The sequence below is a fragment of the Lysinibacillus sp. NPDC093712 genome, assembly GCF_050280025.1.
Lineage (GTDB): Bacteria > Bacillota > Bacilli > Bacillales_A > Planococcaceae > Lysinibacillus.
Genome location: NZ_JBNNUU010000001.1, coordinates 175844 through 195712, shown reverse-complemented (window position 1 = coordinate 195712; position 19869 = coordinate 175844). Strand labels below are relative to the sequence as shown.

The following is a 19869-nucleotide window of genomic DNA, read 5'->3' as shown; positions in this document are numbered from 1 at the left end:
CATACGGTTGTTTATGATTCTATTTTAAATAATAATAATTGTCAACAATCGTTTTTAATGTTGTTTTTTAAAATTTTTTATTGCATAGCCAATTAATGTATGTTTTAATTGATAATGAAAATCAATATCAATTAAAACTGTTATAAAGGGGTCATGAATATGATTACAGTTACTAACCGCTTTTTAGTAAAAAAAGGCTTTGCTAATAAAATGGCACCATTGTTTATATCTGATACAACTTTATTAAACTGGGAAGGCTTTAATAAAGTCGAAGTGAACGTTTGCTCAGAACCAGAAGATCACGATGAAATGAACGTTATGATGTTTTGGGATACAGTCGAGCAATTCGATGCTTGGCGCAAATCTGATGACTTTAAAAGATTACACCGCCGTGAAGTGATTGGTAACAAAGAAAGTAACGAACCATCTCCAATAATAGGTAACCGAGTTGTTATTTCTGAAATTGCTGCTACTTTAGTAAAGTAATTTCAGGCTGAAGATGCACCAATCACAACTTTAATCTTCAAGATTACCATTACACCTATCAGTATAAATACTAGAATAATAACTATACGTTCTCAGACGTTTTTTCATTGAGTTTACAGACTAACATTCTAACTCAATTCGTTTAAGAACGCTTTTAAAATTCTTTTCTAAAACCACCCACAATAGACTATTGTGGGTCCTTCTTCAAAAACAACAGTTTGACAGCCCGTTAAATTAGGCGTTTTTCTACTTTTGCAAGCTATCTTATTAGCCAAATTTTAAATTTAGAACGCTTCCTCTTCTCAGTTAAAAACAAAAAATTATCAAATTCCTTATTTTTCTATAACCTATTCTGAAAAGTACTCAATTAATTTTAAATGTAATTTCTTGGTTGCATTCAAACTCACAAAAATCTAGGCTTTTAATCGTTTAAAAAATGCAATTCAAGTTAAAATTGAATTGCATTTTTTTATTGGATGAGGAATCTGCGGCAATAGTGCGAGATGAAGATATCATAGGAGCACTAAGCATAGTCGCCTCATCCAACTTTTGAAAAAAGTTTATGGGATAGTAATAGTACCTTACTTTAATTATTAATCAATTAAATGAACTAATTCTAATGAACGTTTTAAAATCTTTGCCATTTGAGCACGTGTTAAATTACTTTGTGGGTTTAAATAACCATTAGAACCTGTCATAATATCAAGTGCTTGCAATTCTGATACTGCTTGCTTTGCGTAGTCAAATACTTTATCAGCATCTTTGTACGATAAAGCATTTTCATTGACTGTTACTTTATAGCCTTTATATTCAACCATACGTAATATCATTGCCGCTGCTTGTTGACGTGTAATATTTGCATTTGGGTTAAATGTTGTGGCATTTACACCTGTTACAATACCGACCTCTGCAAGTGCTTGTACTTCATTTTCATACCACTGACCTTTAACATCCTTAAATGCAGTTGCTTTAGCTGATTGAATATTTAAAGCTCTAGCAATCATCACTGCAAATTGTGCACGTGTAATATTTTTATTTGGACTAAATGTTGTTGCTGTTGTACCTGTTGTGATTCCAGAAGCGTATAAAGCTAAAATTTCATCCTTACTGAATACATTATCGATATCTGTAAAAGGATTTTTGATAGCAGTAGTAGGTTTATCAGGAATATTAGAATTATTTGTTTCTTCTTCTAAAGCTGGCACATTAAACGTAAAGAATAATGTGTACGCCCCATAACCTAAACTCCCTGAATCGATAAATATTTTCGTAACACCATTGCTATCTTGAACTAAAGGTAAACGTACAACACGTACTTGGTCCATTTTCTCACCTGTAGAACTAATCACTTCGATATTTTGTTGCTTACCATTGCCATCAATATAAGCAAGCGTTTCAAAACCATAAGCTTTACCAATTAGTGTCATTTCAATGTAACGTTTACCGTCAATCGTTACTAATTCAGCTTTCGTGAAGTATGGTGCTAAGTAATTTGTAATAAAGTCAGCCATATTACCGTTTGGATCAGCTTCCATTTTATACGTGATTGACTGACGAGTATTCTTTTCAATTGTATTTGTCGTCGTTGCTGTTACATTTGAGGAAATTGTTTTAACCGTCGTTACGGCTTCAAAAACAAGATTATCCAGTGTATCTGCTTCAAATGAAAGTGTTGTTGTTTTTGCAATTGCAACCGGTACTAATGAAGCTACTTTATTCGACCATTTCGCAATTTCTTTACCATTCTGTTTGACAATAAAATTTTGTAAGTTATTTTCAATATTTATTGAAAGCGTAACTTTATATTTGTTATTTTCAAATACTGTTTTTGCATTTTGTAGGAAGACAGCTATCTCTTTTGCATTGTTAGCAAATTCAAATTTAACTATTCCCTCTTGACTAAAGTTCCCTGTAGTACCTGTGTTTGTGTTTGTTCCGTTATTAGTAGTACTTCCATTTGTGGAATTACCATTTGACGAACCACTATTTGTTGAACCACCTGTACTTGGGAATGTTGTACCATTATTAATCTTTGAAAGTGACCCTTCATCAAATTTCAACAGAACATTATAGTCATGATGATAGTTAAGGTCTGCAATATCTACTTTTACCCATGCATTTTGAATCGCAGTTAGACTTGATACTGTAAATTGCACTACTCGTACATCATTTGAATCGCTAATCGTACTAGGTGTTGCACCATTCACTGTAAATCCAGTAATCCATGAACTATTTTTTAATGTTAATTGAACTTGGTAAGAAGAACCATTTTTCACTACATATGCTTGATTATCTACATATGTGTTCATAATAGAACTACCAGAACCTGATTCATTTAAAAACGTAAAGTTTACTGTATACAGCCCATTAGTTGATTGTTCATTGTTTTCAGTGTTAGAATTGTTATTGCCACCGGTATTTGAATTATTATTGTTCTCCCCAGAACCTGATTCACTGCCGTTGGTATTTCCTTCAGAATTATTATCCTCTTGTTTAGCAATTTCACCTGTTAATAGTACTTTTTCAACTGTCGTACTCATAGCCGAAGCAGTACCATTTCGCTCAGTTGTTAACGTGAACGTTAAATTTTCTAATGAAGCTACTGTAAATTTAATTACACTTTTCGTGCTACCTGCTGTCCATTCTGCAACTGTATTATTTCCTTGTTTTACAGAAAAGCCCTTCGTCGTATCATTTACAACTAAATTCATTGTTACAGCTATTTTATTGTCTGCTGTTTTTGTTGCATATGCTTGTTCTAAAAGGGATGCGATTATTGTATGAGCTGGTGCACCAGTGCTGACAGGCGTCAGTCCAAACTCAATCACTTGATTGTTCGAGTTGAAATGCTCAGGTAAATATACAACTTTTTCTTTTGCCGGTGCAAAATCAAATGTAAAAGGTGTTGCTGTATATTTGTCACCTGACATAACGACTGTAGCCTTTAAATTAGCGTCTAATTTTACTTTTATGACACGTACTAATGAATTGCCTTCTCCTTCAGAGCTTACGATTTGTACGTCTTCTCCGTTTTCACTGCCTACTTTAAGCGTCGTAAATGCATATGTGTGACCTGTTAGTTTAATATATGCGTATTTTTCTAAACCAGCAGTAGCTAAATCAGCATAGTTAATATAGCTTTTAAAATACGTATCATATGACTTATTATTTGTTAAAAATGTGAAAGGAACGTTCTTTGTGATAACTTCTTCTGTGTTATCTCCTGGTTGTCCTGGTTGTTCCGGTGCTTCTTCACAAACTCGGTTAGTCTCCGAAACATTCGAAATATCTAGATAAACAATATAATCATGCTTGTAAGATAATTCTGGAATGTCTACTTTAACCCATGCTTTTATTGTTTGCTGATATTGATCAACTACGAATGTGTAAATATCGTTACCATTAGTGTCTGTAGTTTTTCCAATAGCTGCTTTTAATTCCCCACCTGATTCAACTGTGAAATCCTGGTACCACTTTGTATATGCTTGTGGCACAGTAATCTCTACTGTATATTGACCATCTTTTTGTTTAACAGTAGCTTCCTTTTGAACATAGCTATTCATCATTGAATCTGCTGTTTGTTGTTCATTGAGAATTTTGATATTTGCTGAATAGTTAACAGCGCAACTAGGTACGGTATTCGCTTCAGCCTTTACTTCCATTCCAAAGCCCGGTAATATTGCACCTAACATCAGCACTACCATGGCTACATATTGCAAAAATTTCTTCAATACACTGACCTCCTGAATTTTTAAAATTATCTTGACCTATCCTGTGCGTTTCTCCCTCCTTTATATTAAAAGATTTACTAGTACTATCCCTTAACTCGAATAATTCTCATTGTCAATTAAAGTTCATGAAAACATCTATTGATTCCCAGGATGTTTTAAGTATACAGTCATTTTTAATTGATTATGATTCTCATTCTCACTCATTATAACTCACATACTATTATTGTCAAGAAAGCGAAGATATGTTACGAGATATTATTTTTGTTAATAAACTTAAAAAGTAATGCTATAGGTAAATAAAAGAATTAATCACAATTTAACTTAATTAAATCTCCGAAATTAATAATATGATATGTCGAAAAATTCAACTAAATCCTTACTGGCATCATATACGTACCAACAATTTCATGTTTTTGAATAATCACTTCAACACCATACACTTCTTTCATCCGTTCCGCTGTTACTGTTTCTGTCGGCGAGCCTTCACATAAAATTTTACCGTCTTTCATCAAAATTATATGGTCACTATATTTTATTGCTTGATTAATATCATGCAACACCATCACAATTGTTAATGCATTTTCTTTGTTCAATTTCTTCACTAACTCCATTAATTCGATTTGATAAAAAATATCTAAATATGTTGTTGGCTCATCTAAACAAAGAATGGATGATTTTTGAGCAAGTGCCATGGCAATCCAAACACGCTGACGTTCACCACCTGATAATGCTTCCAAGTTACATGTACGTTTCTGTGTTAAATTTGTTGCTGCCAGTGCCCAATTTACTGCCGCCTCATCTTCTTCAACATTTTTTTTCATCAATTGTTGATGAGGTACCCGTCCATAAGCAACTAGTTTTTCAATCGTAATATCTTGTGGCACTATGTTTTGTTGATAAACAATTGCAAGTTTTTTCGCAAATTCCTTTGCCTTGTATGCCATTATATCTTTCTGTTCTAACGTTACTGTTCCTTGTTGTGGCATATTATTACGGGAAATGACACTTAGTAATGTGGACTTTCCACAACCATTCGGGCCAATAATCGTCGTGATTTTCCCTTTTTCAATAGTTGTCGTAATTCCATCTAAATGATTTTTCCTCTGATCATAAGATAGTTTAATTTGTGAAACTTTCAATGCGCTCACCTCTCTTTACTTATCTTTTCGAATTAAGAAGATTAGGAATGGCCCACCAATTATCGCCATTATTGTTGAAGCTGGGACTTCTAACGGTGCAACTAATATTCTGCCTAGCGTATCAGCAGTCAAAATCAGCAAGGCACCTGCTAATGCTGAGAATGGAATTAGCCATTTATGGTCTGAGCCTACTAATCTTCTTGAAATATGCGGAATTAATAACCCAACAAATGCAATAACGCCTGCTGTTGCAGTTGAAATAGCCGCTAGTAAGACCGCTATTGCTGCAATAATTAGTCGTGCACGAGTTACATTAAAGCCTAAACTCTTAGCTGTTTTGTCTTGTAACGCCAATAAATTGCACCACGAAGCTAGTAATAGAGAAGCTAGTAAACCAATCACACCATAAAATGTAATTAAACGTACATCACTCCAAGTTCGCATTGACAAATTAGAGCTACCCGCTCCACCAACCATAATATTCATATAGCTACATAGCGTAACAAACGCTTCTGTTAGACCAGTAAACATTGCATTAATGGCAATACCTACTAAAATAATTTTTAACGGATTTAAGCCTGATTTCCATGACAACATGAATACTAAAAAACAAGCGAATGCTCCACCAAAAAAAGCCAATAATGGTGTGAAAAAAAACGCCATTGGAAATAATGTAATGGCTAATAATTTTACAAATGATGCTCCTGCTGAAATTCCTATTACACCTGCATCAGCTAGTGGATTACGCATAACTGCCTGCAATAATACGCCGGCAACAGACAATGCTGCCCCTGCAAATATAGCGACTAAAATCCGCGGGAAACGTAAATCTTTAATAACTGAATAATTTGCATTTTCTTCACCAAAAAAGGCTCTAATAAATTCCATCGTATCCATTTTAATAGAGCCAGTAATTGCAGAATATATAATGACAACTAAAAGCAATATACTTACAACTATAAAACTACTTATTTTTTTATTCATCTTAGTCCTCTACATTTCTCATTATGGATACATAATGTTAATCAGTTCTTCTAGTGCTTGAGGTACTGCAAGCGTTGCTGTTGTTCCAAATAACGGCTCCTCTAAATCATACACACGTCCGTTTTTCACTGCGTCAAAATGCTTCCAAATATCATTCGTAACAAATTCCTCATTAAACATTTCCACAACTTGATCAGGCAATCCATGTGCCAGACGAATAATAATATCTGGATTGCTTTGTTGTAAAAATTCCGTATTAGATGGTAAATACTCAGGTTCTTGTCCGCTCATCACATTTTGACCTCCAGCCATTCTCACTAAATCTCCAATATATGAATTTTCTGTTGCCACCAAATAGCTACCTGGAATACCAAGTAGAATTAAAACTTTAGGGGATTCTTTTGATTCTACTTTCATTCGAAGGGCTGCAATCTTTCCTTCAAGCTCTGACACTAACTTTGTTGCCTCATCCGTCCTATTGTAATTTTTCCCAATTTCTAAAATAGCAGCTTTCATATTATCAATACTCTGTAAATTTACATATGAAGCATTGATACCAACTTCATCGAATGTCTTTTTTAAATCTGCCTCTAAAGTTGTCACTGAGAAAACCTCTGTTGGATTCAAAGATTTTACAATTTCCATATCGGGTGACATCGGACTACCCACTTCGGGTAAACCTTCATATCGTTTAGGTAAATCATAAACAGTCGTAGGAACAGCAACGACATCTAAATTTAGTGCATCTAAAATATGAGCAACTGCAACTGTCGTTGGAATAATTCGATTTTCATCTTGAACCGTTGTATTGTTTTCATCCTTTTTTTCTTCTACCGTATTTTCTTTTTCCTTATTTGAACTAGTGCATGCTGAAAGAACGACAAAAATAATGCTTAGAGCCACTATATGTAACTTTCTATTTTTTAATTTTGTTTTTATCATGTTCATTCACTCCTTTTAAAAAGCACCCTACTCCTACCTTAGCGAAGTAGATGAGGGTGCTTCCGAAATATTTCAATTGATTTCTTCTTCCTTCATGCGTTTTTTAAAATTAAATAAGATAAATCCACTAACACAGAACAATAAAAGTATACCTAATGGAAAAGCATCACTTGTTTGAGGATTTGCTTCTTTTACTTGAACTGACGAAGTATTTGTTTCACCAGTATTAGTTTTTATAGTCGTGTTAGTGTTAGTGTTTTTTGGTTCCGTTGAAGCTACTACTGCACTACCATCTTCATTTTTCAATGACGCCGCATCCCATACAAAATCTACAGTGTATTCATGATGGTAATTTAAGTCATCAATATCCACCTTCATCGTAACTGCAGTCGGTGATGAATAAGAAGGAAGTGCGAATTGGACAATACGTGTATCCTCTGCCTTATCTTCGCTAATAACTTTATTACCGCCTGTACTCGATTCAAATTTCGTTATCCACGCACTTTTTTTCATTTTTAGCTGTATTACTGAAGAGCCATTCTTAACAATAATTGTCCCTGGCTTCAAAAAGTAATCATTTGCTATTGAAGCAGATGAAGAATTTGGTTTATTCACTTGATAATTGATTTTGTATGTTCCATCTGCAAGTGCAGCAGATGCGTTTAAAATTGGCGTAACGAAAAATGTTAATAATGAGACTAACATTAAAACAGAAAATAACCTTTTGATAGTAAAACCTCCCTTCGATTGATAATCATTATCAACACTATGTAAATAAAAAGGGATATTAAAAAATACCCCTTTCTATTCTGCGTGTTCGACATACTAATTAATGATAATGATAATCATTATCATTAATTTAATAATATTATGGATAAATTAATTTGTCAATACTAATACAAAATAGATTATTTTTCCTAAATATATTTATAAGTAAAGTAGGATTTCACAATGCAATAAAATATAATGTACAAATTCTCATAAATATAAGAAAAAGCACTCACTATTTCTACGTGGTAAATGAAGCTTTTTTTCTTTCACTTATAAAAAATAAAATTCCATCCACATCCCTATTCCGTTACCCGTTCTGTTTATCTTTTCAAGGTACTCAACTTTACCATTTACCAAATCATCTCCTTCTTTAAGCTGCTTATTTAAATTTCCATAAAATGTTGACATTTTACTAACCAATGGTTATTATATAACCATTGGTTTGCGAGTGACGAAAGTAGGTAATATAGTGAAAAGTAAACAGGCAGAACGGTCTGAAGAAACAAAAAAGCAGATAGTCGAATCAGCAGGTAGGTTATTTTCCGAAAAAGGATACGATTCAGTGACAATACGAGCCATTGCAAAGGATGCGGGTTGTTCTCATACAACCATTTATCTTTACTTTAAAGACAAGGAAGAATTATTACACCAGCTCTCTATGCCACCATTGGAGGAGCTACACGAACAATTTCTGTATCTTTCGAGCTTAAGTACCTTATCTTCAGAAGACAAATTGAAACAAATCAGTCTTGAATATATCCACTTCTGCCTACAGAATCGAAATTTGTATGATATTTTCTTCAACGCAAAGTCTACAAGGGTAGATGAAGGGGATTCAAAACTTGAGATAAATAGACTGCGGATTGAAATCTTTGAAATTATGAAGGAAATAATTCGAGAGTGTCTATCTATTTCAGATGAAGAACAATTATTAGCTTTTTCCCGAATTTATTACTTCAACCTTAATGGCATTCTTAGTACTTACTCGTATCAACATGAACCTCTTAACGTTTTAATGGAAAGATTAACGCAAACATTTGATCTTACAATAGAAATTCTTCTTATAGGCTTTAAAGAAAAATTAAAAAGGGGAAATGAAAATGAAAGCTGAACAAATCTCTGAGCATATCTGGAGCCTAAAGACGTGGATGATTGTTCCGATTCATGTATGGATAGTTATTGAGGAGGACGGGGTCACTTTAGTAGATGCGGGGATGCCAATGATGGCAAAAGGAATTATGAAATTTATAAAGCAGCTGAATGCTGGTCCTTTACGTAGGATTCTCTTAACACATGGACATTCGGATCATGTTGGCGCAGTAAAGAGAATATTGACCCAAAATAAAGTACCCGTCTACGCACACGATATTGAAATACCTTATATGGAAGGTGAAGTTCTTTATCCAAAAAGAAAGAAACTTGAAAACAACTTGCCGAAACAATTAGCTCAGCCCCTCATTGAGAGTGCGCATGGAAAGTTGCAAACAATTGCTGGACTTACACCTTATTTAACACCTGGTCATTCTCCGGGACACGTTGTTTATTATCATGAAAAAGATAAAGTACTGCTAGCTGGTGACCTTTTCAACTCTAAAAAAGGAAAGCTTCATCCACCAATGTTTACACCCTATATGGAAGAAGCATTACAAAGCAGTTTAATTGTAAAAGAATTAAAACCCGAGCGATTAGAAGTTTGTCATGGAAGTACGGTATTTCGTCCAGCAGATCAACTAGAAGAATATGTTCAAGAAACGACAAAAAAATAGAGAGCTAGTATTAGAGAGAGAAGGATAATGCCTTTCATTAGAGGATAGGTGTTTCCTTCTCTTTTGTATAAGTCATTTTTAAAAATGATTTCAAGTAATAAAATAATTATCCATAAATTATTTTTTAATTCCACGCGGTTTATATGCATCTAATTCATTTAATGTATCTTTATATGTTGTTTGTTTGTTAATATCCAACTTACTTAACATTTGGTTCAGTTTTTCTTTAGAATTCTATTTCACACTTAGATATAGTCAAGCCAAAATATTGATCTATTCGGTGGAATTTAATTGACTCAATAGCATTTTCCAACAAGGTTATCTTATATATTCTCTAAATGATTCGTATCATTTATAAAGTGAATTATCTTTTCCTTATCAGTAAGTTCAATTAAACTAATTCCTGTATCTCCGATTTTAAAATAAAAATCCATGTTGATTGGCATTTGGTAAAAAGCACGTAATATATTATTAATTACGCCGCCATGAGCAACAATCGCAATTCGTTTATATTTATTTCCGGTCACAATTTTAGAAAATATTGTTTCAATTCTCATTCGAAATTCTATGAATGATTCTCCATTTTCGAAACGATCATGAAAAAATTTTGGCTCTGGATACTTTTTTGCTTCTTCAAAGGATAGTCCAGCTTGAACACCATTATTAAACTCCATTAATTCTTCTTCCAATTGCACTGGGCAACCAATAATTTCTCCTAATGTTTCAGCGGTTTCACGTGCTCTTTTTAACGTACTTGCCCATATAAAATCTGGTGGGAAATCATTTTTTACTTTTTGTGATAAACTTCCCACTTGCTTTCTACCTCTTTCTGTTAATTCAAAATCAGCTCTTCCTTCATGTACGTTTAAAATATCTGCTTCTGATTCTCCGTGTCGAATTAATAATATTTGCATGTGTTTTCCTCCTAAAGCTTTTAAATCCAAATAGTATGAATCTAAGTTGCTCCATTTTATTTGAAATGGCTTAGTTATAAAAGTATGTTTTATCTAATGTGTAGGATTTTCAATCTTTCACTGAATTCCCCTCTTATATATGTATGTATCGAACTAACCACGACAATAGTGAGAAGCGACTGTTCTATTGAACAATAACACCAGTCAGTTGCACAACATGATGTTTAAGTCTTCTTAATAGTAACTTTGCCCTCTTTATTTTCTGCATGATTCCATTCAACTTGTATTTCAAATGTCCCTTCTTCAAAGAATAAAGGGAACCTTCTTCGAATAGATTCCTGCATTGGAAGGTTATATGCTTCCCTTATATTTACCCAAACTGCCTTTCCTTCTGGGCCATTTTCAAGTAATTCTCCATTGAAATCTTTTGTGATGTAATTAAAAATAATGTATCTATCCATTGCAATAGGATTTACATATTCATAGAGACCTTTAAAAATAAGGTTGCTTACCTCTAATCCAGTTTCTTCTTTTACTTCTCTAATTGCACTTTCTACTATACTTTCAGGAAATTCAACTTTGCCACCTGGTGGAATAAACCCTTTGAAATCATCGTGTTGTCTATCAAGCAGTAAAACCTTGTCTTCATTTTGAATCATGCAAATAGTCCACAATTTATAATTTACAGAATTACTCATTATTTACCCCATATTTTTTTCTTTCAATTTTACCATATTTCCTTTTTTTCTTTTTACACAAAATTGCCCCATTTGTATTATAAGGTCAGCCAGAGAAATCTGGTTCGTTGGGACATAGTAATTCCGAGCGAGAGAATAATCAATTAGCTTCACAACTCTGTCAATTTGAATTTATCCACTCTATCACTTTCGGTAATCATTGGATTAATTGTGAAGAATATAAAATAAAACGGTAGCCAGGGAATTTTCCCACTGGCAACCGTTTAAATTTTAATACACTATTTTCTATTTAAAAATTCAATAACTATTGAAACAATCAGTGCTAAAAAGTTTGAAATTAGCACCCATTCATTCTGTTTCTTCTAAATAGCCAATATATATTTAAGGCAAATATGATAATAAAAAAATATAAATAGATTATGTTTTTCATTTTTACTGCCCGGCATTTTAGGACCAATAGGTATTGTCCCTATCTTTAACTATTTTCACAACATTCACCACTAAAATGCTCATAGCAAGTAAATTCATTCACTTGGCATTCTCTTAATATTTTGCAGCTTCAGACGATGGATTTAAAATGTCTTTTACTTGTTCTTCTGTCACATCATAGTTGTAAAATTTAGCGTAGTAATTTTGAATTTCTTCGGTCATATTATAGTTGAATATTTCTGGATGATTGTGCTGTGCCATCCATTTCAACATAAGTGGTGCATCTCCATTTGGTGGATACCAGCGATAAATACCGAGTGGCACTTTATATACTTGTTTATTTTTTACTGCTTTTAGCTGACTCCAATCTTGGCCATCAATCGTATTATTGAATAAGTCTTCTGGCTGTGTTTCAGTAAAGTTAGTTATATAGATAATATCTGGATCCCAGTTATATATTTGTTCCATATTGACTGCTTTAATACCTTGAACATCCGCTTCTGCAACATCTATACCGCCCGTTGCTTTAATCCATCGATTGCCATGCATATTCGAGCCTGCAACCGATATTTCTTTATCGTTATGGTATTGAAGAATCATTACTCTAGGCATATCCTCTTTTTGTACATTGGCTAGTTTATCTTTAATTTCTTGTTGATTTTTTTTACCTTCTTGAATGATTTGTTCGGGGCGATCTGTTGTCCCTGTGATTTCACCCGTTAATGTTAACCAACGATTTAAAATTTCTAATGGATCATCAGAATCTGCAGTTGCTTGAAGTGCAACTGTCGGAACCCCTGCTTCTTCTAATTTATTAATTGATTTTTCATCCGATGCAATCTCAAAATAGACTTCAGGATTCACTTTCATCAATTCTTCAATATTCACTTCCCCATTTTGAATAAAAGATGTATCTGCTTTCAATATATCAGGTGAAATATCTTTTAATATTGAATGAGACGCTGCATTATAAGAGTTGGGATGCATGCCAACGATTTCTTTTGTCGAATTCGTTGCAATATACCATGTTGAGAAATATGGTAGGATGCCCCCTACTACAACACGGTCAGGATTCATTGGGATTGTTACTTTTCGATTTAGCTCGTCCTTGATAATTGCCTCTTCTTTCGTTTCCATTGTTTCATTCGATGCAGATTTATTTGCATTGTCTGACTGATTACAGCCGACTAATAACGCAGAAAGGGCTATAGCGGATAATGGGTATTTCCAATTCATTTGTTTACACTCCTAAAATATTATATTCAACATAATTGATAATGATTATCAATATCATTAAAATACTCTACAGGATGCTTGTTCCAAAAGTCAACATTTTTCGACATTTACCTTAGGAATTTACACGGTCTGATTTGAATATCCGTACTAAAATGACGACATGTTCGACTATTTTCATGTACTACAGTTGAATTTAGTGATATTGTGTAGATTTCACTCAGTAACAGATGCAAGATAAGGAAGCGTCACAACTTTTTTGCCATTATGAAAATATAGATGTAATCACACTTCTAAAATCATGGATGCAATTGTAAAGCATAGAAAAAAACGGTTGCCAAAATCGGTTTCCTCTTGTCAACCGTTTCTATTTTAAAACACTATTTTCTATTATTTAAAGTTACAACAACCATTGAAACAATCAGCATTAAATAGATTGTAACCGGAACCCATTCATCTTGTTTCTTCCAAATCACTAAATATCCCAAATATAAACTGATTATATTTATAGGAATGCAAAAAAATATAAATATAAATAGGCGTTGTTTTTTCATTACTACACCCATCCTCTTATCATTGAGGCGTAATATTATAAATGGTTGCCCAAGTCATATCTACAATAACACCGCTACCTTTATTATTAGCATTTAAACGCTCCGAAAGTAGCCAGAAGTAACCAGATGTCAAACCAGGAATAGCACTAACAGCAACTAAAGGAGGAAACCAAACCCCAAGAACATTAAGACTCACTGCAGTAATAGCACCACCTGCTGCTAATGTACCTGCTTGCGAACTCACTTTAGCAGTATCACAACTATTTAATTTTGTTTTATAACCCCACCAGAAATACTCTGGTGATGTAGTTACACCTTTACACCTTGCAAATCGCATAAGTGTATTACTTTGATATTCATTGTTATTATTTGCTAGATTTTGAATAGTTAAATCTGACGATACACTAATCGCATTGTTTTTGACCTGCTGATTTAAAAAAATAAAATACTCTTGTTGACCTTTAATTAATAAAGAATCAATTCCTGCTTCACTTGCATCGTTTTCATTAAGAACTAAAAAACCATCTTCAACTTGTACGTAAGGCTCTAATGATAAAATATCTTCAAAAGTGTATTCTTCAAATTCCTTTATATTTCCATTTTCAATTATCGAAGGCTCATAACTTTGAGCCAATGTTGTCGTGACAGTAGGAAGCAAAAAAATTGTTATTAACACTAAAATAAATATTTTACGCAATTTCAATTCCTCCATTCTTGTAATTAAATTAAGAAAATATATTTTCTACAAATAGTATAAAATTGTTTACAAGATTAGAAAAGTTCATTTTTTTGAAAATTGTGTTAAAGGAATCGATTCTATATTTTATAATATTTTACATTATTCAATACATAAAAAACCAGGTATTCATTTTTATGAGCACCTGGTTTTAAATGTGTATTTAATTTGGATTAATTTCCTGATAAATCATCTCAATTTCTTGTGAAAAAGATTTTACTTGGAAGGCATCTGAGTATTTTTTATTCTCAGATGATGCCACTACTTGTCGCAGTTTTTCTTCATAGGTTTGTACAAAATGATCAAGCGTTGGCGTTTTCAATTTCAGTGCATTCGCAATCCCTTGGATGATTTTCACACGATAATAGTCCTCTTTTGGCATTCTAGGAATATCCCATTCTCCGTCGTGATTTATAAAAATCCCTCTAAGAGGAACTGCTGAAAAATCAAAGTATTTTCCTTCTTCATTTGGTATAGAAAATGGATCAATTAATAAGGATGCATAACGAATATAGAGCAAATATTCTTGATGGATGGGCTCAAGATGATTAAAATTCTCTATATCTTGTCTTTCTATACTTTTTGGGTGTAAAGGATAATTGTCATCTACCATAAACTGTAATAGATTGAGTGGTTGAATATTGAAGTGTTTCACAATTCCCATCATTTCTTTCCAATAATTTAATAAATACCGAATCGTTGTATGAGTAATAGGACCTTCAGGATAAAGTTTATAAACATACTTCGTTATGGTATTGGCATCAAATATTGCTTTTAATGAAAAGTCATTCATAAATAAGGGGGGATGCACGTACAAAGAAATATTTCTTGTCTCTGCTTCAAGAGGAGATGCTAATTTTTTTACTTGAATCCCTAAATGACGAAACAGTTTAGTTAATTCAACCACTCTATTCGATATTGAGTAAGTTGATCCGATATAAACTGTTTTCTTTACACCTGTTGTCAATACTTCATTTGATGGTATACTACCTAACCATCTAGTATCCCCGTAATAAGTTGAAAAGCTAATTACCTCAGCCCCAGGTGATAGATTATTTAATAAATTTGAAATTAAATGACTAGAGCCAAATGTAGGTGAAATCAAGATAAAACAGCTAGCATTCTTCAACACTGTAGGATCAATTTGCGCTAATACTGATAAATACGAATCTGTTGTAATGCTAAGCACAATGGTATCCCAATTACCAGATACTAAATGATAACCTTTAAAAAAAGCATCAATCGTACATTGTCCTGCAACTGACTGATGTTGTTGATTTTGTACATTTACTTTAAGTGCAAGTTGATGTTGTATGACTGTTTCAAAGAAAGCCTTGGAGCGTAAAGATTCTCGACCGGCAATAGCTACTTTATTATTAAAATAATTTTTGAAATTTACAGCTAGTTGAATTGCTGTTGGCCCAGTTCCTAACAGTAAAACGTTATTAAAATCAGTCATTGCCATCTCCTCACCTATATATGAGATTGTATTTTTTGATACAACATAACATCAAATACACTTTGAGGATGTATAATTTCCCCAACTATATGCCATCTCGTTTCATCCACTTTCTGCATGGGATAATTAAAAAGAGACTTTAACCCATTACCATAACGCATCGCAATTAACACATCTTTATTCGTTACATCATACAATTGATCTAATATAGCATATTTATTGCTAACAGTTGAACTAAATATAATATGACTAATCTGTTTTATAACTGTTAGTTCCCCTACTGTCTTCTTATCAATTTGAATTGATAAATGTCTTCCTAATATATTTACTACATGTCTTCCCAAACGAACCGCTTCATCATCAATATCAATTCCAAAAACTTCTGCGCCAGTTCGTTCCGCAACCATTAATAATGTTAAAGGGAAAGCCCCAGAACCTACCATGAGTATTTTCGACTGACTGTTAATGTGAAAATCCCCAAACTCCTTTACAATGCAGTCCTCTATATTACGAAAATAATCAGTTATCTCCTCGTTTTCTAATCCCAATACTAAAGCTCGATATTTTTCTACGATTTGGATACAAATAGAAGAATTATTTCTGAGATTTTCGATTAATGCTTTTATTTCAATCGATTGCTGTAGATGATTCCAATGTTTTTCATTATCTCGATTTGTAATAAAAGAAGAATAATTATCGATTAACTCACACAACTCTAAATACTCAACTTTTAGATGATTATTGTGTTGATTGATTATTAACTTAAATTTTTTATCAAAGTAATGTAATTTCTTTAAAAACAAATCTACATCCTTCACTTGCCCCACTCCTATGTTTGAGGATTAAAGTTCAATATATGCCGTTTCTTTTAATACTATTTCATCGCTTCCTTGGATATGTTTCCTTTCACAATAAAAACGAGCCATAAATATGGCCGCTTCGGTAGTAAAACTAGGGGTTTATACATATCTAGTGGAGGTTGCTAAAACACAGTCTATTTTGAAAGCATCCATGAAATTGGGAGCTATATCAAAAATGGCAAAAGCATTTAGATTTACTTTTTCACACGGAATTTAGAGGGTTTTTAACGCATTGTGGAAAACAAGTAGTAGAAGAGGCGCTAGCGCTTTGCTACAAAAGAAGATAATTAGATTGTTTAAAAAAATAAAAAATGCAATTCAAGTTCAACTTGAATTGCATTTTCTCAAGATTGGAAGAGGCAACGTGCGAAAGGCGACATAGCTTAAGCGTTGCATTTGCAAGCACAATCACCTCATCCAACTATTAGAAAGGAGTAGTCGGGATAGTAATAGTACCTAACTTTAAATTATTAATCGTTTAGATTAAATTTACTAACTCTAGTGAACGTTTTAATATTTTCGCCATTTGTGCACGTGTTAAATTACTTTGCGGGTTTAAATAGCCATTAGACCCTGTCATAATGTCTAGTGCTTGCAATTCTGATACGGCTTGCTTCGCGTAGTCAAATACTTTATTAGCATCTTTGTACGTTAAAGCATTTTTATCAACTGTTACTTTATAGCCTTTATATTCAAGCATACGCAAAATAATTGCTGCTGCTTGCTGACGTGTAATATTTGCATTTGGATTAAATGTTGTAGCATTGACACCTGTTACAATACCAATCTCTGCAAGTGCCTGTACCTCTTTTTCATACCATTTACCTTTCACATCCGCAAACGCAGTTTCTTTATTGGATGAAATATTTAAAGCACGAGCTATCATCACTGCAAATTGTGCACGCGTGATGTTTCTATTTGGACTAAATGTTGTGGCAGTTGTACCTGTTGTAATGCCAGCAGCATATAAAGCTAAAATTTCGTCCTTACTGAATACATTATCGATATCTGTAAAAGGATTTTCAACAATAGTATTATTTACAATATTTGTATCTTCTTCTACGATTGTTGCTTCTCCCTCTAAAGCTGGGACATTAAACGTAAAGAATAATGTGTACGCCCCATAGCCTAAGCTTCCTGAATCGACAAATATTTTCGTTACGCCATTTTTATCTTGAACTAATGGTAAACGAACTACGCGTACTTGATCCAATTTTTCACCTTTAGAACTAATAATCTCGATATCTTGTTGCTTACCATCTGCATCAATATAAGCAAGTGTTTCGAAACCATACGCCTTACCGATTAGTGTCATTTCGATATAACGTTTACCGTCAATCGTTACTAATTCTGCTTTCGTGAAGTAAGGTGCTAGGTAGTTCGTAATAAAATCAGGTATTTTACCATTTGGATCAGCTTCCATTTTATATGTGATTGGCTGGCGAGTAATCTTTTCATTTGTCATTGTCTTCGTTGCAGTTACATTTGAGGTAATTGTCTTATTAGCAGTTACCGCTTCAAAAACAAGGTTATCAAGTGTCTCCATTTCAAATGAAAGTGTAGCTGTTTTGTCATTTGCTATAAGCACTCGTGATGCTGTTTTATTTGACCATTTTGCAATTTCTTGACCATTCTGTTTCACAATAAATTGTTGCAAATTGTTACCTGTATTCAATGTAAGCGTCACTTTATATTTGTTATCTTCAAATACAGTGTTTGCTTTTTGTAAGAATGCCATTAGTTCTTTTGCATTCTGTTGAATCTCAAATTTCACTGCGCCCTCTTGAATAAAGTTACCTACCGTTTGGTCTAGCTTTGTTTCATCTTTAGGTAAATCTTTTTTCATCTGAGGAATTGGAATAATTGGGCCACTTGTAATTGGGAAGGTTGTACTATCACTTATTTTCGAAAGTGAAGATTCATGAAATTCTAAATAGATATTATAGTCATGATGATAGTTCAAATCCTCAATATCTACTTTTACCCATGCATTATAACGCCCAGATATGCTTGGTAATGCAAATTGAACTATTCGGATATCATTTGTATCAGTAATTGTAGTAGGTGTTACACCATTCACCATAAACCCTGTAATCCATGAACTATTTGTTAAAGTTAATTGAACTTGATAGGAGGATCCATTTCTCACGACATACGCCGGTTTCCTTACATATTGGTCCATCATTGAAGTCCCAGAACCTGACCCCTTGATGAATGTATAGTCCACTGTATACAGCCCATTAGTTGATTGCATTGCACCACCACTAGGGAATGCTCCTGCATTTGGAACATTTGCATTATCATTAACTTTTGGAAGTGATGCTTCATCAATCTTAGTAGCTATTACATTTGCTGTGATAGTATTATTATTCGTTACTGCTTTAAAAACAAGGTTCTCTAATGTTTCTATTTCAAATGAAAGTGTAGAAGATTTTGTATTTGCAAAAAATACTAATGAAGCTACTTTATTGGACCATTTTGCAATTTCTTTACCATTTTGTTTCACAACAAATTCTCGCAAGTTATTGCCAGTATTTAAAGCAAGTGTCACTTTATATTTGTTATCTTGAAATACGGTACTTGCTTTTTCTATAAATGTTGTGATCTCTTTTGCATTTTGTGGAATTTCAAATCGAACTTGTCCTTCTTGAGTAAAGTTCCCTGTATCCCCTTCTTTAGTTGTCCCGTTACTTGTTGGTTGTTCAGAGTTTCCAGTGTTAGAGTTGGAATTGCCAGCGGTATTTGAATTATTATTGTTCTCCCCAGAACCTGATTCGCTGCCGTTAGTATTTCCTTCTGAACCATCCTTCGTTTGTTCTGTTTGTTGAGATTGTTCTTTTTGCTCAGTTTGACCTGTTTGTTGAGACTGTCCATTTTCCTCAGTTTGGCCTGTTTGCTGAGTTTGTTCTTTTTGCTCAGTTTGACTTGTTTGTTGAGACTGTCCTTTTTGCTCAGTTTGGCCTGTTTGCTGAGTTTGTTCTTTTTGTTCAGTTTGGCCTGTTTGCTGAGATTGTTCTTTTTGCTCAGTTTGGCCTGTTTGTTGAGACTGTCCTTTTTGCTCAGTTTGGCCTGTTTGTTGAGACTGTCCTTTTTGCTCAGTTTGGCCTGTTTGCTGAGTTTGTTCTTTTTGTTCAGTTTGGCCTGTTTGCTGAGATTGTTCTTTTTGA

16 protein-coding genes are annotated in these 19869 nt (G+C 33.4%); 3 read left to right on the top strand and 13 right to left on the bottom strand.

Annotated features, from left to right (window positions below; genetic code table 11):
• Positions 1-159: 159 nt before the first annotated feature.
• The gene (locus ACQKNX_RS01000; RefSeq protein ID WP_427427167.1) at positions 160-486 is read left to right on the top strand and encodes an antibiotic biosynthesis monooxygenase; all 327 of its coding nucleotides are present in this window, start codon (positions 160-162) and stop codon (positions 484-486) included.
• Between the two features lie 593 nt (positions 487-1079).
• Here the strand turns inward: ACQKNX_RS01000 and ACQKNX_RS00995 are convergent.
• The 5 genes from ACQKNX_RS00995 to isdC form a co-directional block, all read right to left on the bottom strand.
• Positions 1080-4217 carry an NEAT domain-containing protein gene (locus ACQKNX_RS00995; protein ID WP_427427166.1) on the bottom strand — a complete coding sequence of 1046 codons (3138 nt, stop codon included), beginning with the start codon at positions 4215-4217 and terminating at the stop codon, positions 1080-1082.
• 368 nt (positions 4218-4585) lie between these two features.
• Entirely contained in the window at positions 4586-5356 is a 771-nt protein-coding gene (locus tag ACQKNX_RS00990; RefSeq protein WP_427427165.1) for an ABC transporter ATP-binding protein, read from the bottom strand.
• Between the two features lie 15 nt (positions 5357-5371).
• Entirely contained in the window at positions 5372-6340 is a 969-nt protein-coding gene (locus tag ACQKNX_RS00985; RefSeq protein WP_427427164.1) for a FecCD family ABC transporter permease, read from the bottom strand.
• 21 nt (positions 6341-6361) lie between these two features.
• Positions 6362-7282: a heme ABC transporter substrate-binding protein IsdE gene (gene isdE, locus ACQKNX_RS00980; protein ID WP_427427163.1), complete on the bottom strand. Its 921-nt coding sequence runs from the start codon at positions 7280-7282 to the stop codon at positions 6362-6364.
• 72 nt (positions 7283-7354) lie between these two features.
• Positions 7355-8011 (bottom strand): heme uptake protein IsdC, encoded by a 657-nt coding sequence (isdC, locus tag ACQKNX_RS00975; protein ID WP_427428246.1) that lies wholly within the window; start codon positions 8009-8011, stop codon positions 7355-7357.
• 511 nt (positions 8012-8522) lie between these two features.
• Between isdC and ACQKNX_RS00970 the strand changes: the two genes are divergently transcribed.
• Both ACQKNX_RS00970 and ACQKNX_RS00965 read left to right on the top strand, forming a co-directional pair.
• Positions 8523-9164 carry a TetR/AcrR family transcriptional regulator gene (locus ACQKNX_RS00970; protein WP_427427162.1) on the top strand — a complete coding sequence of 214 codons (642 nt, stop codon included), beginning with the start codon at positions 8523-8525 and terminating at the stop codon, positions 9162-9164.
• Positions 9154-9819, top strand: coding sequence for an MBL fold metallo-hydrolase (locus ACQKNX_RS00965; protein WP_427427161.1), 666 nt, complete (start codon positions 9154-9156; stop codon positions 9817-9819). The genes ACQKNX_RS00970 and ACQKNX_RS00965 overlap by 11 nt, the downstream gene beginning before the upstream one ends.
• A 323-nt stretch (positions 9820-10142) precedes the next feature.
• Here the strand turns inward: ACQKNX_RS00965 and ACQKNX_RS00960 are convergent, their stop codons facing one another.
• The 8 genes from ACQKNX_RS00960 to ACQKNX_RS00925 all read right to left on the bottom strand — a co-directional run.
• A complete protein-coding gene (locus tag ACQKNX_RS00960; protein WP_427427160.1) occupies positions 10143-10733 on the bottom strand; it encodes a histidine phosphatase family protein in 591 nt (196 codons plus the stop codon).
• A 224-nt stretch (positions 10734-10957) separates the two neighbouring features.
• The gene (locus tag ACQKNX_RS00955) at positions 10958-11431 is read right to left on the bottom strand and encodes an 8-oxo-dGTP diphosphatase (RefSeq protein WP_427427159.1); all 474 of its coding nucleotides are present in this window, start codon (positions 11429-11431) and stop codon (positions 10958-10960) included.
• Positions 11432-11974: 543 nt separating this feature from the next.
• Positions 11975-13096, bottom strand: a complete 1122-nt coding sequence (locus tag ACQKNX_RS00950) for an ABC transporter substrate-binding protein (RefSeq protein WP_427427158.1) — start codon at positions 13094-13096, stop codon at positions 11975-11977.
• A 377-nt stretch (positions 13097-13473) separates the two neighbouring features.
• On the bottom strand, positions 13474-13647 hold the full coding sequence (locus tag ACQKNX_RS00945; RefSeq protein ID WP_427427157.1) for a hypothetical protein: 174 nt from the start codon (positions 13645-13647) through the stop codon (positions 13474-13476).
• A gap of 19 nt (positions 13648-13666) precedes the next feature.
• Positions 13667-14344 (bottom strand): hypothetical protein, encoded by a 678-nt coding sequence (locus tag ACQKNX_RS00940; RefSeq protein WP_427427156.1) that lies wholly within the window; start codon positions 14342-14344, stop codon positions 13667-13669.
• Between the two features lie 202 nt (positions 14345-14546).
• Positions 14547-15842 (bottom strand): opine metallophore biosynthesis dehydrogenase, encoded by a 1296-nt coding sequence (locus ACQKNX_RS00935; protein WP_427427155.1) that lies wholly within the window; start codon positions 15840-15842, stop codon positions 14547-14549.
• Between the two features lie 14 nt (positions 15843-15856).
• The gene (locus ACQKNX_RS00930; RefSeq protein WP_427427154.1) at positions 15857-16660 is read right to left on the bottom strand and encodes a nicotianamine synthase family protein; all 804 of its coding nucleotides are present in this window, start codon (positions 16658-16660) and stop codon (positions 15857-15859) included.
• 520 nt (positions 16661-17180) lie between these two features.
• A partial coding sequence (locus tag ACQKNX_RS00925) for an S-layer homology domain-containing protein (protein WP_427427153.1) occupies positions 17181-19869 on the bottom strand: 2689 nt, incomplete at its 5' end.

Excerpts from the sequence above, each read along its gene's own strand:
- ACQKNX_RS01000 (WP_427427167.1), top strand. The coding sequence starts at position 160 with ATGATTACAGTTACTAACCGCTTTTTAGTAAAAAAAGGCTTTGCTAAT.
- ACQKNX_RS00985 (WP_427427164.1), bottom strand. The coding sequence starts at position 6,340 with ATGAATAAAAAAATAAGTAGTTTTATAGTTGTAAGTATATTGCTTTTA.
- isdE (WP_427427163.1), bottom strand. The coding sequence starts at position 7,282 with ATGATAAAAACAAAATTAAAAAATAGAAAGTTACATATAGTGGCTCTA.
- ACQKNX_RS00965 (WP_427427161.1), top strand. The coding sequence starts at position 9,154 with ATGAAAGCTGAACAAATCTCTGAGCATATCTGGAGCCTAAAGACGTGG.
- ACQKNX_RS00960 (WP_427427160.1), bottom strand. The coding sequence starts at position 10,733 with ATGCAAATATTATTAATTCGACACGGAGAATCAGAAGCAGATATTTTA.
- ACQKNX_RS00955 (WP_427427159.1), bottom strand. The coding sequence starts at position 11,431 with ATGAGTAATTCTGTAAATTATAAATTGTGGACTATTTGCATGATTCAA.
- ACQKNX_RS00950 (WP_427427158.1), bottom strand. The coding sequence starts at position 13,096 with ATGAATTGGAAATACCCATTATCCGCTATAGCCCTTTCTGCGTTATTA.
- ACQKNX_RS00945 (WP_427427157.1), bottom strand. The coding sequence starts at position 13,647 with ATGAAAAAACAACGCCTATTTATATTTATATTTTTTTGCATTCCTATA.
- ACQKNX_RS00935 (WP_427427155.1), bottom strand. The coding sequence starts at position 15,842 with ATGACTGATTTTAATAACGTTTTACTGTTAGGAACTGGGCCAACAGCA.